This is a genomic window from Sphingobacterium sp. MAE, assembly GCF_056711605.1.
This window is the reverse complement of sequence record NZ_CM160044.1, coordinates 676,627-692,584: the sequence shown is the minus strand read 5'-3', so window position 1 is coordinate 692,584 and position 15,958 is coordinate 676,627. Positions and strand designations below refer to the sequence as shown.

The following is a 15,958-nucleotide window of genomic DNA, read 5'->3' as shown; positions in this document are numbered from 1 at the left end:
TATATTCAAACAACCATGCCCTTGACTTTTATCAAGAATTTATCTTCGCTCTAATACGGCTCAAAGTTTCAGGAGACATACCCAATACAGAAGCTATATATTGAAGAGGAACACGATTAAACAGCGCTTTATTCTGTTCAAAATACAAATGGTAACGTTCTTCAGCCGTATGAGCTATAAAATTATAAATACGATCTTCTAATTGTAAAAAACACTTGGCAATAAATCGCTTCTCTAAACGATTCCAGTCAGGTATATGTATTTCAAATTGAAGATAATCCTTTTTAGAAATGGAAAGCAATTTAGTATCTGTCAACATCTGGATGCTCCAACGCGCAGGTTGATCAAAAAGAAATGAAGATAGATCCGTAACAAAGTACCCCTCCTGTCCTATCCATTGTGTAACCTCGCCTGAGGCCGTTTCTTTAAAAACCCTTACGATCCCAGATTGAATAAAACTCAATCGCTCACAACGATTATACTGTTCTAAAAAATAGGTGTCTTTTGAGAGATTTTCTTCCAAGAAAGAAGATAATATAGGTGTTAGGTTCTTTGGAGAAATATCAAAAAGTTGGATGATTTGGGATTCAAAAAATGTATTCATCTATTGAAGATAATCATTTCAAATTAAATTATAGGACCACTAGCTCCTCGACAATAACACGGCCCACATGCTCATTGACACGCCCGAGTATCTGTTTACGCATTAAAACCAGTTCATTTTTAATAACTGCAGATTCGACTTTCACAAATAGCTTTTTATCTTTGATATAAATTTGCTTTGTACGGTTAGCAATAGCTTTACCAATCAATGTCGGCCACACTGCCAAAATAGAAGTTTCCTCAAATTTACGTTTTAATTTGTATGCATCAAGAAGACGTTCAATAGCTTCCTTTATGGTGATATCATCACTAGAACGAATATATTCCAATGCACCTTTATACTTCTTATCATACATAAACTTCACCTCCTGCTATGTCAAAGATACGTACTGGACTAGCAATCGCATCAAAAATTCGCTTAATTCTTTTTGCATCTGTATCTGTCAGAAAAATTTGACCAAATTCATCATCCGAAACCATCTGCATCAACTTGTGGGTACGCTTATCATCCAATTTATCAAAGATATCATCCAAAAGCAAAAGAGGTTTAAACCCTTTCTTTTGTTGAAAGAAAGAATATTGGGCTAGTTTTAATGCGATTAAAAAAGATTTTTGTTGTCCTTGAGACCCAAATTTTTTCAAAGGCATGCCTCCGTGAATCGTAAAAATCAAATCATCTTTATGGATACCAACCGAAGTTCTCTCCAACGCGCGATCCCGATCAAGATTTTTCTCTAAAATATTCAAAAACGAATCCTCCATTAAAGGAGACTCATAGACAAGCTGAACAGTCTCAGCATTCTCAGTAAGATATAGATAATGACGATCAAACTCCGGCTGAAATTCAGTCATAAAAGCAACACGTTTACCATATATTACTGTACCAACTTCTTCAAGTTGCATATTTAAAACCTCAACAAGCCCCAAATCCAATACACCACTTTGCTTAGCCTGCTTCAACAGCATATTACGTTGGGCAATGATCTTATTATAAATGATAAGTGTATCCAGGTATTTATTATCAGTCTGAGAAATGACATTATCAATAAATTTACGGCGTTCTTCACTACCATCCGTAATAATCATACTGTCATTAGGAGAAATCATCACTAAAGGAAATTGACCGATATGATCAGCCAATCTAGGATAATCTTTTTTATTCTTCTTGAACTGTTTCTTTTGATTACGTTTGATGCTACAGGAGATCACATCATGAAGCTGATCCTTTTCAAAAGACCCCTGCAACATAAACCAATCTTGGCCCTGTTTAATATGTTGCGAGTCAATGGGATTAAAATAACTTTTACACAAAGAAAGATAGTGGATAGCATCCAACAGATTTGTCTTACCAACACCATTATCCCCGGCAAAAGCATTTACCTCTGGCAAGAATTCTAAAGAAGATTCTGAATAATTTTTAAAATTTAAAACTGAAAGCTGTCGCAACCACATAGCACAAAGATACGCTATTTTGAACAGGAAGTCATTTATTTTATTTCCTCAAAATCTACAAATTCACCAGCATCGTCAGCCACTTTTCTTTTATGTTCCTGTTTAGGTGGAACATAATCTACCGAAATACGTCCATCGTTTTTTGGTGCCGATTGTGAGCGGTTATCACCTTGACCAAATGTCTCATAATGGAAAGACCCCCCTCCATTGGTATAAGTAGAGCCACCTTGCTGCTGCGCTTTTTTCATAAGCTTTTCCGCAGCCTTACGCATCGCAAATGGTAATAATAATCGTATTAAGAATTTAACTAAATACCATACAGCGAAAGCAATCAATAAAAATTTTAATAATCCTGCCATAACTTTATATTCGTTGTCATTTTATCAAAAATAATGAAACTCTTTTAAATCACTTGTCTTACAAATGTCAGTAAATTTTGATTTAACAATTTTTAAGTATTTCTAAGTACAAGACTTTGCTTGTTCGATAGCGCGAAATAGTTCATCTTGACGTTGTGTACCGATCACATATACCAGACCATCCTTGTCCGTAAGCCAAACAGCATCTTTACCACCTGCATAAAATTTGATTTTCCCATTGATATGAAGATTATATACCGGATTATTAAAGAAAAATTTACTAAATGGCTTCTTTTCAATCTTGACAATCGAACTTAATTCGATTTTAACCAAGCGAGTTGTCCATAATCCGCTTAACATGACCTTACCCTCAAATACCTCAATACGGTACAATAAAAGATACATCATAACCACAGATGTAATGATGATCGCGATACCAACAAGCATAAATAATTGGCTAGAAAGTAATTGATCAATATTTAGATACACTGCTGTAAAACAAAACAAAGCAAGAACCAAACGCACACTTATCCACACGCGGTCTCGTCCCAAATATTGGTTCTCAGTATATAGAAGTCCCTCTTTCATCATACTATTTACAAATTAAAACAAACACTTTTTTAGTATTTCCACTTATTTTATATCGATTATCGAGTTGATAAGTCGCTACCCAGATGATGTCCCCGTTACCATTTACTAAAATCGGAATATTTTCCTTCTCAAAAACATTCACCTTATAATTTGTAAAAAGATCACTCAACTTCTTTCTTCCCGTCATTCCCAAAGGATAGAAAAAATCACCAGTTTTCCAAGCACGCAACGTCAATGGAAAAACCAACAATTCGGCATCTATTTTTGCCATCTGCTTATCTGGCACTATAGACAAATCAAAACTATAATCACATGTGACATTATAATTCCTCCAAGATACAGATTTAGTTTCTGAAGTAATAACAGTTTCATTATCCTGCTTATACTCCTTTTCACGAATGATCAAAAAATCGCGATCTAATAATAAATCATAGCACTCCGACTGAAAAAGTCGACCAGATTCTTTATCAAAACAAGTTTGAAGATCTGCCAATACATTTTTACTAAAACAAAATGGGGAAAACAGTTCATATAGCAGAGGCAAATCCGTTATATGTTTGCGAAGCACTTCTTTTTCGATAATCCACTCATCATGCTCTTTAGAAAAAATAGAATCCCGAAGAGGAGCAATAAACTGCTGCAGTAACGTATAGCTTTCCTTAAAATGAGCGATGTTCTGCTCAAATACCCGCTCAAAATCAGGCTGTATTTTCTTAAATTGAGGAATAATATCGATACGTACTTTGTTACGAGCATATTTCGTTGAAAAATTTGATTGATCATCACGATATGGGATTTGGTATTCCTGAACATAATGCAATACCTCCTCAGCTTTAAGAAACAGTAAAGGACGAATCAACCGGTCACGTTTTGCCTGAATTCCCTGCAGACCTTGAAGACCTGTTCCACGGGAGAGGTTTAGGAGTACTGTTTCTATATGATCATTCAAGTGCTGTGCAACAGCTATCTTGTCAAAACTTAAAGCTTCTCTTAATTCCTCAAACCAAGAATAACGCAGTTCACGGGCAGCCATCTGTATAGAGATTCCTCTCTTTGAAGCCACCTGTTCTGTATCGAAATGCTTAACATAAAAAGGAATACCATGTGCTTCAGCAAAATCCCGAACCAGGCACTCATCCAGATCAGATTCTGCACCACGTAATCCAAAATTACAATGAGCAATAGCTATCTGATAACCGGCCTTTGCCAATAAAAAGGTCAAAAGCATCGAATCGCGTCCACCGCTCACTGTTAACAAGATCTTATCATGAGCCTCAAAAAGACTGTTATCCTTGATAAAAAATGTTAATCTTTCCAGCAAATTCATATATCAAAGATAATGTATATTTATTGAGCATATATTTGTTTAAATGAAAAATTACCATTAATCAACAAGTTCAATTAAAATACATATTTTTGTCTCTGTGAAACAATACTTTCTGTCCTTTATATTTATGGCCCTCGGCCTCATGCTAGCATCTGCACAACAGCAAGATGAACTCCGTTTATTGTCGTCCTCAAACATGATCACTGGTATGTCTAATAATGCAATGTTTTATCGACCAGTATTTGAGCATAAAGGATCGACACTCTCAGCCGATAGTGGATACTTACATAAAGACGAAATTGGTAGACAATTTTTTGAAGCTTATAGCAATGTCATCATAACACAACCAACCGGAACGCAAATATTTGCCGATAAACTTCACTATGATGCAGCATCACAAAATGCAACACTAACGCAAAACGTCCGTATGGTCAGTCGATCTTCCATCTTGACTACCAATCATTTGCAGTATAATATGAGGAGTAGTGTGGGTAATTATTACGGAGGCGGACGTATTACAAGCGGTACCGATACCATCACAAGTACCAATGCCACTTATTTCGAAAATACGCAAGATGCCTTTTTTAATAAAAAAGTGGTGGTGCGAACACCCAATGTCAAAATATATACCGATTCCATGAAGTATAATTCGCCTAGCAGTATGACTTACTTCTATACCCCGACCAATATCAAAGGGAATAAAGGCGAAAATCTATACACAGAAAAAGGAGATTATAATACAAACACCGGTGTTGCCAATTTCACCAAGAAAAACCTATATACCGAAGGTAGTAAAATGCTTAAAGGTGATACTTTACACTATGACAGACGTACAGGGGAAGGACAAGCGATTCGCAACGTTGTTTTTATTGATACTACAGACAAATTTTACGCGTACGGGAACAAAGGATTATACCGCCAATCCGACGAATCCATTACCATGACCGACAAACCTTTGATCATCTCTGTCGTAAAAAAAGATAGTACTCAGCGAGATTCAACAGATAGACCTACATCCAAAAACACATCTAACAAAGAAATCAAGAAAAAAGATAAAAACGAGAAAAAAGAAGAAGTTGTTGCCAAAGAAGAAAATCAATCAAATGGCAATAAACCTATTAAAATAGACGCAGTAACATTGCCAAAAGACTCTGTTCAGATGGATTCTATTTTTATGACCGCAGATACACTCTTCTCGAAAATGATTCTACGTAGCGCATACATACCAAAAAATTTCAAACTAAGTCGTGATGGAGGAGAGTTAGATGTAGAAGTCGATGAAGACTATGGTGACGATGAAGATAGCACAAGTACCAATTTTACAGAAGGTCTAGATTCACTTCAGTTGAAAGGTGATACCTTAGCAAAAAAAGAAGTAAAATTACAGGTAAACCCCAAAAATACAAAAGACAAATCCACCATTCTGAAAGAATCGACGAAACAAAATACTAAAAAAGAAAATTCAACATCCAGTAAGGCACCTGCAAAACCTGTTATTAAAGATTTAAATCGATTTGAGTTAGAAAAAAACAGCAAAGCAGATAGTCTACTAAGAAAAAATGCAGTCGTCCCAAAAGCAGATTTTAGTGATCAAATCTTTAATAAAGCCCTACGATCTGCAAAAAATAATACGGGGCAGTCCGCAAGTCCACCCGACACGGCAAAAACCCGTATTGTAAAAGCATATCATAATGTACGGATGTTTAAATCAGATTTTCAAGCTGTTGCAGATTCAGTTTATTATGGCATGGCAGATTCCATGTTCAGATTAATGGGAAAACCAATGATTTGGGCCGAAAAATCACAAATATCCGGAGATACAATTTTTTTACAATTTGTCAATCAAAAATTGGACAACACCTTGATTGTAGGCAATGCCTTCATGGTAAATGCTACATTAGATTCTGTCAAATATAACCAATTAAAAGGACGTAAAATAACAGGATTCTTTGATAAAAATAGTTTAGAGCGCATGTTTGTTGATGGAAATGCCGAAAATATCATCTATGTCGTTAATGAAGAAACCAATGTCGCCACAGAGTTATTCCACGACAGAAGTAGTCGTATTAAGATTTACATGGAAAATAATAAATTAAAAGAATATGTTTCCATACGAAAGGTAGATGGCAAAGTTTACCCAATTGCCCAGTTGACACAAGAAAAAGAATTCCTTCCAGGATTTATTTGGAAACCAGAAGACAGACCAAAGTCAAAACAAGACTTACTCAATCGAAAACGATCAGTTGCCAAAGAAGAAATAAAAGCACCGCAAGCTGAAAGCAAAGAAGGAAAACCGAAAGAAAAAATATTAAAAAATATAGACAAAGAGATTGAAGATAACGTTCCAGAAACGATGAAAAAACAAATTGAAGTAAAGGAACAAATCAAACAAGTTGAACCGAGACCCGTCTCCCCAACTCAGACACCGATCAAAAGATAATTAAAATCTGATTTAAACAGAATTTACAAAATTCATCTCCTGATTGAAGTTATTACATAAAAAAGGTCTGATTACTCTTATCAGACCTTTTTTATGTAATAGGAATAGTCTTCCTCATCAGTAAGTAAACACCACACCAGCTCCCAAACCCATATCACTATCATAGTGAGCTCCCAATGAAATGTATTTTGTCCATACATAACGAGAACCAACAGTATATTCTTTATCCGTATTAACCATCCAATTCATTCGTAGACGTGGAGTTAACGGAATATCTTCCCTTCCCAATTGAAAACGTAGTTTACCATTAGTATCCACGCGCATATCAGCTATCACCAACCAAGGTAAAGTATAAGCAACACCGAATACAGGAACTTTACGATTACTTTTGTTCGCCTTCTGACCAAACATATTACGTTCAGGATCCCCAAACAAGTTTTTTTCATGACCAGTTAGTTTTTTATAATGATAATCAAAACCAACATAAGGCATCACATACTGCATTTTATCAATGAACCGTCCCACCGTTGTTTCGCTCTCGTATCCCTGGGAAGCTTTATAACCCACATTCCACATTTGAGAAATCTGCCAACGTGTGTTTGAATAAGTAACCAATCCCTCAGTACCATTACTCTGTACACTAGCTTCACCAGATAAAGTAAACATACGATCATCCATTTGCACCATCTTATAGGCTTTTACTGGATCATGAATTTCTGGATTTGGTTCAGAATTTTCATACGTAAATATCCTCCCCATACCACTCATCATATGGTAAAGAATGTGGCAATGAAAAAACCAATCTCCGTCCTCAGTTGCTGCAAACTCCAGTGTCAATGTTTCCATAGGCATAATATCCACCACATTTTTAAGAGGCGAACGCTCACCATATTGATTGACCAATCGAAAATCATGTCCATGGAGATGCATAGGGTGTCGCATCATAGAATTATTATAGAGTTTAATTCGAACATTTTCTCCACGTTTGATCAAAATTTTATCTGATTCCGAAACCGTCTTATTATTCAAAGTCCATACGTAACGGTTCATATTACCAGTCAACTCGAAACTTAGATCTTTCCAGGGCCCATTAGGAAGCGTTGTGACCTCTACCGATTGCAACATGTTATAGTTTAAGGTTAGTAAATCGCCCTTCCCTGTATGATTGTGGTCATGCTCTAATTGTTTTCCCTCAATGCCTTTCGTCAACTCCAGATCCATTCCACATTTGGGACAGGTACCTGGCTTATCAGAAACAACATCAGGATGCATAGGACATACATACACTTTTTTGTTAGTTAAATGATCAGCAACATTTGAACTCGACTTCTTCAACTCAGGATACATAACAGCATTCATATCGACCTGCTGTAAACTCATTTCATGCCCCATGGGTTTCATATCACCGTTCATCTTCATCATACCATTCATCATCTTCATTCCCGCAAAATAATCCAGTTTAGGCAATTTATCAGCAGGCATATCCATACCCGACCCAAGCCATAATGAAGCATGGTTAGTACGATCTTCAGCAGTAGCTAAAAATTCATACTTCATATTCTCAGGAATAGTAACCACCACATCATAAGTTTCTGAAGGAGCGATGAGCATACGATCCACCTCTACAGGCCTTACATCATTAGCATCATTGGCGATAACTTTGAGTTTACCACCAGCAAAACTAAGCCAAAAATAAGTAGATGCACTACCATTAACAATTCTTAATCGAACTTGATCACCCGCCTTGAATTGTGATAAATGTTGTGTTGGAGCACCATTCAATAAAAATTTTTCATAGTACACATCACTCACATCCATCGCGGTCATTCGCTTCCATTCATTAGTCAATTTAACGCCCAATCGCCCCGCTTTAATAGCTTCACTATAACTTTGTGTTGTTTTCTTTTTAATAGCGAACCAATCATTACCCGCGTGCAACCGTCGATTGATTTCATGCGGATTCATATCACTCCAATCACTTAACACAACTGGTATTGTAGGGATATCAGGTTCAGTCCTTTTGTTAAAAATCAACGCACCATACAGCCCGATTTGTTCTTGAAGAGAAAAATGACTATGATACCAAAAAGTGCCATCTTGCAGTACCGGAAATTTATAGACATAAGTCTTGTGAGGAGGTATAGGATGTTGTGTCAAATGTGCTACACCATCCATGCGATTAGGTAAAAATATACCATGCCAATGCACACTAGTCGGTTCATCACTTTGATTGTGTACATAAATAAGTGCCGTATCACCAACTGTAAAAACTAAGGTAGGAGCAGGAAGACTGCCATTTACAGCAATAGCTTGACGCTTTTTACCAGTAAAATTCACAATTGAATCAGTAACGAATAAATCATAACGAATAGTTTTAACATCAGCAGATCCTTGAGGTAGGTGCAAACCTGCACGAGCCCCCGAGATGGCTTTCGTTTCAATATCTTTTTCAAGATTCGATATAGTGAATCCAGGGATTTTAGATGGATCTGTAGTAGGATGTGCTACTGGAACAGCAAAATTTTTAAAAGGGGTGTAACGATCATTAGTTCCCAAATATGGATTAACAGCAACAGTATCATGAGGATTCGAATCTTGCTGGTCGATATTCTTTTTGACTAGTTCCATTCCACATTTTGGACATTTTCCCGCTTTCGAAGAGGTCACTTCAGGGTGCATCGGACATACATACGAAACAGTCGATTTACTAACTTGTTCGTGATGATGTTGAGCATAAGAATGAGAAAAGAAAACAAATAAACCAACGAAGAGAGTTATGTATTTTAAAATCATAGCGCATTTTTTAATGATAAGTTCAACATATCTGAAAAATTTCTAGACTTCAAAAAGAGAAGCAATTGATTAAATCTGCATGACAAAAATAACACTTTATTGACACCTTAGAATTATAACATTTCAGGTTAAATTTACACAATTTAAGCAGAATATCAACGACTTACAGATAGCATGATTCTTCTTGCACTATCTGCTAAAAAGATAAGTCCAGAACCTAACATAATAATATCCTTAATAACCAATCGTCCAGATGCTGATAAATAAGGAAACCCGAAATAAGGTGTCGGAAAATCACCACCTAGATTTGACACAAATGTTTCTGGGGTTGTTATCAAAAATGATAACGTCACCAAGGACATCCCAAATGTCAAAATACCACTAAGCAATCCTATTTTCGGGAACCATATACCCAATAAAACACAAAGTCCAATACCTACAATAACAGCTCCTAAACCATAGGAAAATAAATAAGTGCCATTTACATGGTGCCAATCTACATTTGTTTGAATTGTTTTGCCTTCCGGATTTTTATACTGTTGATATTCTGGCGCCTTCTTGCTGTAAAAAAAAGACATAACGGGACTATTGGCTACAAAAGGAACAATACCATCAGCTTCGTACTGAAATGCCTTTAAACCTCCTATCCACACCATCACAAGAAAGACGGTAAAACGCAAAAAATTAATAAACTGATTTTGTAATCCTGCTAAAAAAGAAATAAGTCGGTACATAGTTGTCTATATTTGATATATGTACAAATTTCCAATTAATAAAGCAGCTATAGCATGGACAAATCCGTAAATTTAATAGATTATTTAGCCACAATGGAGATACCCACACGCTCTCGAAATGAAGAAGGAGAAATCCCGACATTCTTCTTGAAATATCGACTAAAATAAAACTCATCTTCAAACCCAAGTTTTGCAGCAATCTCTTTAATCGATAAATAGGTTAAGTGCAGCAGTTTTTTTGCTTCTAACACCACACGGTCTTGAATAAATTGCGAAGGAGATTTTCCCAACTCTCTCTTAATTTTTTTACTAAATGAATCCAATCCCAAAGCAAGTTCATGAGCATAAAATTGTACGGATCGCTCTATCAAAAAAAATGCTTCCAGCAATTTTTGAAATTTTAACCCAACCGTTAATTCATCCTGATAAACATGCGTATTAATCAATTGTGGAGACTTCACTTTACTGCACAAAGCCAATATCAATTGTAAGTATGACTTGAGTACAGATTCAGAAAAAGGACTATCATCGGCCTTTTCGATGCATATTTTACAAAAAATTGATTCTATTTCCTCAAATAAAGCAGGCGTAACTGTCACAAAAGGGGACAAATAAATATTATTAAATAATAGACCGTTACAGGCAACCTCTTTCTTGTGATATTCTATACAATAAAAATCACCATGAAACTCTAGCTTCTTGATCAATCTTGAATCTAGATCGTACAAGTCAAAATGTTGATAAGGCGACAAAAAAACTAAAGAATAATGCGGACAAATATAATTTGTAAAATCAACAGCAAAATTACGCTGCTCTTTAAGCATAATAATTTGGTAAAAAGGAGATTGAAAATCGTCCTCAAAAGCACTAGAATTAAGATATTGAATATCAATTAACATGGAGCAATGGTTTTGATCACCTATTAAATATCGCTAAAACTAATTCCCTAATAATACTATCGCTTTGAGCAGCATCGAAAACTAGAATAGTAATTAAAGTAAAGATCGTTGACCAGTCTGCTCAAAAAACTTATCAAGGACCATGATAGAAATTAGATCTTCCCTGTGTTTATTTTTAAACTGTTGAACAAATTTCTGTGCAGACACAATAATTTCCTCCGCTTTTTCAGGATGCGAAATATAATAATTTAGTTTTTCCTCCAAATCGCTATAGTCATCCCTAATATGTATGTAATGTACATCAGGTAGTAATAAACCTTCCATAAACCAAGTTTCAAATTTTGGCGTCGGCATCACTGCGATTGAATTAGAAGACATGATCCATTTTAAATTTGTCGCAACATCATTACCCTCCAATGCCAATAAATTTATAATGCAAATGCTCAGATATCGACATCGTTGGCTTAAACCAGCGCATACCCCTATTCCTTTTGGCGACATCTCCAAGATCACACATAGGATGATCAAAATAAAGATTAAAAAAAGCTTTTCTATGCTCCTGATAAACTGTAGCACGTCCGAGTAACATATTCTTTTTATCCCGAAATGCAATTTCATCGTTGATAAAATTAAAATGCCTCACTTTATCCAAATTCAGAAGAACAGCATTGTTATTACCGCTTCTAATAGGTCTACTCTTAACAATTGCAGGAGTTTCAGGCACATGAACAACATCTCCTGGAATCATATCAATCATCAGGTCACCTTTAAAATACCTTAGATATTGCTTCAAATCAAAGTAATAAACAGAACCACGATCTGGGCGTTTCAGATCTTTCAGTCTACACCCAGCAGATCCTATTATTTGTTCATGATCCAATTGATTATAATAATTTAAACGAGCACAAAAATTTTGATCAGATAATATCAAATCACGGTTGAGCACTTTTCTTTTATACCGGTACCAGGGTAGAAAAGAAAATTCACGAAAAAATGCTCTTAAATAATACCCGAATTTAAAGTTCTTATTTTTAAAAAATACACGCTTGGTATTCATCATTATTTGCTCAAAAATTCAACCATTTTTTCAATAGCAATAGCACGATGACTAATTTTATTTTTCTCATCCGCTGTCATTTCAGCAAATGTATGAGCATAACCATGAGGTACAAAAATAGGATCGTAACCAAATCCATCAATACCTTTGCGTTTATCGATAATATGACCTTCAACGCTACCCTCAAAAAAGTATTGCTCTCCATTTAAATATAAAGAAATCACTGTTTTAAAACGAGCATTACGGTCATCCGCGTCTTGTAATTTTTCCAGCACCAAATTGATGTTTTGCTCCATATCCCGTGTACCCGAATAACGTGCAGAATACACTCCAGGTTCACCATCTAAAGCATCAATCTCTAAACCAGAATCATCTCCAAAGCAATTTAGTTTATATTTATTGACCAGATAATCCGTTTTTTGTTTCGCATTTTCATAAAAAGTAACTCCAGTCTCTGGAATATCGTCATGACAATTGATATCAGCCAAAGACTTAAGTAAAAATTGCTCTCCCACCATAGCTTGCACCTCTTCCAATTTGTGGGCATTATTAGTAGCAAAAATAAGTTCAATCATTTGAATAGGATTTTATTTAAATGTAGAAATATAAAAGGAAAATAGCTAATGATAGACGAGAAAGACTATCCTTGATGCTGAATTAAAGATTTAAACTCCACCCAAAAAGACTTTTTCTTAACCATATCAGCAAACATCTCTTCAAAACTATAAGTATTAAATACAGTAGCTATGCGCCCATGCATATAAGAATTATGTGCGATTTCAGGCAATTTCAAAGATTTAGGATCAACACCCAATAGAATAATCTTTTTAGGCGCGAAAAAAGTCATGATTCTTTTAAAGTCATTTGGATTATGAGTATTAGCCAAATTCACAACAGCAACATCATCAGATGTCAATTTTAAGGCTCCAATTGTTTTGATAAAAGCATCCTCAGCCTCAGGTGAAAAATAAGGAAAACTTGGATATCTTAAAATAAACAAGATTCCTTTCGTTTTAGAACCTTGATAGATAAATTCCTCCACAGCTTCCTGATGAGCAGGAACCTGCGAAGGAATTAAAGAAGAAGATACAGACTCCGTTTCTACCGAAAGATTACCGATAGCATCAGCTGTCGCGAAAATAGTCTCGGACATAAATGCCTGTAAAGCAATCGGATCTGAAGTCAATAAATTCGACATATTTTATTATTTACCCAAAATGTAAGAAAAAATCAGGGGAGCAACAATAGTCGCATCGGATTCAACCACAAATTTTGGAGTATCAATATCTAATTTACCCCAAGTGATCTTTTCATTCGGAACAGCGCCCGAGTAAGAACCATAAGAAGTTGTTGAATCAGAGATTTGACAGAAGTAAGACCAAAAAGGAACATCTTCCCACTCTAAATCTTGATACATCATCGGAACAACACAAATTGGGAAGTCACCAGAGATACCACCACCTATTTGGAAGAAACCAACACCCTTACCAGAAGAGTTAGCACGGTACCACTCTGTCAAGTAAATCATATATTCAATACCTGATTTCACAGTATGAACATTCAATTTACCTTTGATTACATTAGAAGTAAAGATATTACCAGTCGTTGAATCCTCCCATCCTGGGCAAACAATAGGTAAATTCTTCTCTGCTGCTGCAACAATCCAAGAGTTTTTAGGATCAATCTCATAATATTGCTCCAATACACCAGAGTTTACAACTTGATATAAAAATTCATGTGGCAAATAACGCTCGCCCTTTGCCTCAGCAGCATGCCATACATCTTCCAAGTGTTTTTGCAGACGGCGGAAAGCTTCTTCTTCAGGAATACAAGTATCTGTAACACGATTATAATGTTGATCTAATAATTCTCTTTCTTGCTCTGGAGTCAAGTCACGATAGTTAGGTACACGTTTATAATGTGAGTGTGCCACTAAATTCATCACATCCTCTTCCAGGTTAGCACCCGTACATGAAATGATATGTACTTTATCTTGACGGATCATTTCAGCCAAAGAAATTCCCAATTCAGCAGTACTCATTGCACCACCCAAAGAAATTAACATTTTACCACCTTCCAATAGATGAGCCTCATAACCTTTAGCTGCATCCACCAATGCCGCAGCATTGAAGTGAAGGTAATTTTCCTCAATAAACTGAGAAATAGGACCTTTTTGTGTACTCATAATATTTCGCTACTTTTAATACAATAATAAGTGCTACAAAGGTACTGAATATTATTTATTTTAAGCCCAGAGGACTGGCAAACAGCAAACTCTTCCATCATTTTTTAACAAATGTTAAAAATTTAAGATCATCAAATCACCCAACGTTCACAACGATCTAAAAATTCTTGTTTAATATCCGCACCAATCCCTATATGATCAGAAATATGGATATGATAACCGTTGTATTGAATCCCACCACTAACAGGATCTTCCAAATGTCCGACCATACAAGTGTCCAAATCATAAAACTTCACATTCGGCGTTGCATAAGCAAAATGAACTTTCGCGGCTAAAGCCAATCGACTTTCAAGCATCCCCCCTATCATACAGGGAATATTAAACTCAGCAGCCACCGCAGCAATTTTTAATGCCTCATGAATACCACCAGATTTTGAAAATTTGATGTTGATATAATCACAAGCGTCAGCACGGCAAAGGCGCTCAGCATCATCATGTGAATACACCGATTCATCAGCCATAATTAAAACAGTAGTTTCAGTACGAAGTGCAGGTAGCAAATGATCCAGATAAGTGCGCATGGGCTGTTCACAAAACTGAATCTTAAATGGTTCAAGCCCTTGCAGCGCCTCCACCGCTCCCTCGTAAGACCATCCCTGATTGGCATCAATCCGAATAGGAATATCAAAACCAACAGCTTTACGTATTTCTCGAATACGTGCGACATCCGTTTTAGGATCCTTTCCTAATTTTATTTTTAACATAGCAGCCCCAGCATTGTAAAGTTCTTTTGCCTTAGCTGCCATTTCTTCTGGACTCGCAATACCTAACGTAATATCAGTTACGATTTCCCTTGGACTTCCTTTCAGAAATTGATAAAGAGGAACGCCAGCATTTTTAGAAGCAATATCATACAATGCCATGTCAAAAGCCGATTTAATGGTTGTATTATTGGCGATATACAAATTTAACTCAGCAAGACGAGCTTCAAGCTCCAAAGGATCTTTCCCCTTCCAGATTTTAGCAAAATCACGAGCTATGACTAAACAAGTATCTTGTGTTTCGCCAACAATCATTGGAAAAGCAGAACATTCTCCAACACCAAATATCCCAGTATCAGTATGAACACGAATAAAAGTATTCTGGGCAAAATCCATTGTACCCGTTGCAATGACAAAAGGTTCCATAGGAATACTTAATCTATAAATTTCTATTTCAGTGATCTTCATGGCTAAAAATATCTTATATGATCACCTCACAAGGTGATCATAATAAAGCTAAGATAGATAAAGTATATCAAAAAATAGAGACACTAAAAACTAGATTAAGGCTAACTCCACATACAAATACAAAGAGTAACCCTGACAGGTGACCCAAAAAACGAACTACAGCGTATCAAAAACTTGAATACAAATCACATAAAAATGCAATATCAGCAACAAAAACAGTTAAATTTATAAATAACATAATCTATTTTAAAATAATTTATAAATTCTATAAAATTTTAATGATTTTGTT

16 protein-coding genes are annotated in these 15,958 nt (G+C 35.7%); 1 reads left to right on the top strand and 15 read right to left on the bottom strand.

All coding sequences use genetic code 11. The features are described from left to right. Positions 1-31: 31 nt before the first annotated feature. From AC06G9_RS02975 to tilS, 6 genes are all read right to left on the bottom strand, one after another. Positions 32-604, bottom strand: coding sequence for a Crp/Fnr family transcriptional regulator (locus AC06G9_RS02975; protein WP_480957495.1), 573 nt, complete (start codon positions 602-604; stop codon positions 32-34). 28 nt (positions 605-632) lie between these two features. Beyond that, positions 633-959, bottom strand: a complete 327-nt coding sequence (locus tag AC06G9_RS02970; protein ID WP_084405271.1) for a DciA family protein — start codon at positions 957-959, stop codon at positions 633-635. Beyond that, a complete protein-coding gene (recF, locus tag AC06G9_RS02965) occupies positions 952-2,055 on the bottom strand; it encodes a DNA replication/repair protein RecF (RefSeq protein ID WP_045752519.1) in 1,104 nt (367 codons plus the stop codon). The genes AC06G9_RS02970 and recF overlap by 8 nt, the downstream gene beginning before the upstream one ends. Positions 2,056-2,090: 35 nt before the next feature. Then, a complete protein-coding gene (locus AC06G9_RS02960) occupies positions 2,091-2,414 on the bottom strand; it encodes a DUF4834 family protein (protein ID WP_045752518.1) in 324 nt (107 codons plus the stop codon). A 102-nt stretch (positions 2,415-2,516) separates the two neighbouring features. After that, positions 2,517-3,005: a hypothetical protein gene (locus tag AC06G9_RS02955; protein ID WP_084405270.1), complete on the bottom strand. Its 489-nt coding sequence runs from the start codon at positions 3,003-3,005 to the stop codon at positions 2,517-2,519. Position 3,006: 1 nt separating this feature from the next. Beyond that, positions 3,007-4,332 carry a tRNA lysidine(34) synthetase TilS gene (gene tilS, locus AC06G9_RS02950; RefSeq protein WP_094771775.1) on the bottom strand — a complete coding sequence of 442 codons (1,326 nt, stop codon included), beginning with the start codon at positions 4,330-4,332 and terminating at the stop codon, positions 3,007-3,009. A 142-nt stretch (positions 4,333-4,474) separates the two neighbouring features. On the opposite strand from tilS, the gene AC06G9_RS02945 reads away from it, so the two are divergent. Continuing rightward, entirely contained in the window at positions 4,475-6,772 is a 2,298-nt protein-coding gene (locus AC06G9_RS02945; protein ID WP_480957494.1) for an OstA-like protein, read from the top strand. Between the two features lie 117 nt (positions 6,773-6,889). On the opposite strand, the gene AC06G9_RS02940 is transcribed toward AC06G9_RS02945, so the two are convergent. The 9 genes from AC06G9_RS02940 to AC06G9_RS02900 all read right to left on the bottom strand — a co-directional run bounded on the left by AC06G9_RS02940 (position 6,890) and on the right by AC06G9_RS02900 (position 15,669). Next, positions 6,890-9,565 carry a multicopper oxidase domain-containing protein gene (locus tag AC06G9_RS02940; RefSeq protein WP_434442691.1) on the bottom strand — a complete coding sequence of 892 codons (2,676 nt, stop codon included), beginning with the start codon at positions 9,563-9,565 and terminating at the stop codon, positions 6,890-6,892. Between the two features lie 155 nt (positions 9,566-9,720). Beyond that, the gene (locus AC06G9_RS02935; protein WP_480957493.1) at positions 9,721-10,299 is read right to left on the bottom strand and encodes a DUF417 family protein; all 579 of its coding nucleotides are present in this window, start codon (positions 10,297-10,299) and stop codon (positions 9,721-9,723) included. An 80-nt stretch (positions 10,300-10,379) separates the two neighbouring features. Beyond that, on the bottom strand, positions 10,380-11,198 hold the full coding sequence (locus AC06G9_RS02930) for a helix-turn-helix domain-containing protein (RefSeq protein WP_293926255.1): 819 nt from the start codon (positions 11,196-11,198) through the stop codon (positions 10,380-10,382). Positions 11,199-11,291: 93 nt separating this feature from the next. After that, a complete protein-coding gene (locus AC06G9_RS02925; protein ID WP_293926252.1) occupies positions 11,292-11,576 on the bottom strand; it encodes a glycosyl transferase family 90 in 285 nt (94 codons plus the stop codon). 28 nt (positions 11,577-11,604) lie between these two features. Beyond that, the gene (locus AC06G9_RS02920) at positions 11,605-12,258 is read right to left on the bottom strand and encodes a hypothetical protein (RefSeq protein WP_480957492.1); all 654 of its coding nucleotides are present in this window, start codon (positions 12,256-12,258) and stop codon (positions 11,605-11,607) included. Then, positions 12,258-12,830 carry an RdgB/HAM1 family non-canonical purine NTP pyrophosphatase gene (gene rdgB, locus AC06G9_RS02915; protein ID WP_248754805.1) on the bottom strand — a complete coding sequence of 191 codons (573 nt, stop codon included), beginning with the start codon at positions 12,828-12,830 and terminating at the stop codon, positions 12,258-12,260. Before rdgB ends, AC06G9_RS02920 begins: the two co-directional genes overlap by 1 nt. A gap of 65 nt (positions 12,831-12,895) precedes the next feature. Continuing rightward, entirely contained in the window at positions 12,896-13,453 is a 558-nt protein-coding gene (locus tag AC06G9_RS02910; protein WP_045752511.1) for a hypothetical protein, read from the bottom strand. 6 nt (positions 13,454-13,459) lie between these two features. Then, positions 13,460-14,440, bottom strand: coding sequence for a deoxyhypusine synthase family protein (locus tag AC06G9_RS02905; RefSeq protein WP_021188785.1), 981 nt, complete (start codon positions 14,438-14,440; stop codon positions 13,460-13,462). 131 nt (positions 14,441-14,571) lie between these two features. Further along, positions 14,572-15,669 carry a mandelate racemase/muconate lactonizing enzyme family protein gene (locus tag AC06G9_RS02900; RefSeq protein WP_480957491.1) on the bottom strand — a complete coding sequence of 366 codons (1,098 nt, stop codon included), beginning with the start codon at positions 15,667-15,669 and terminating at the stop codon, positions 14,572-14,574. Positions 15,670-15,958: the final 289 nt, after the last annotated feature.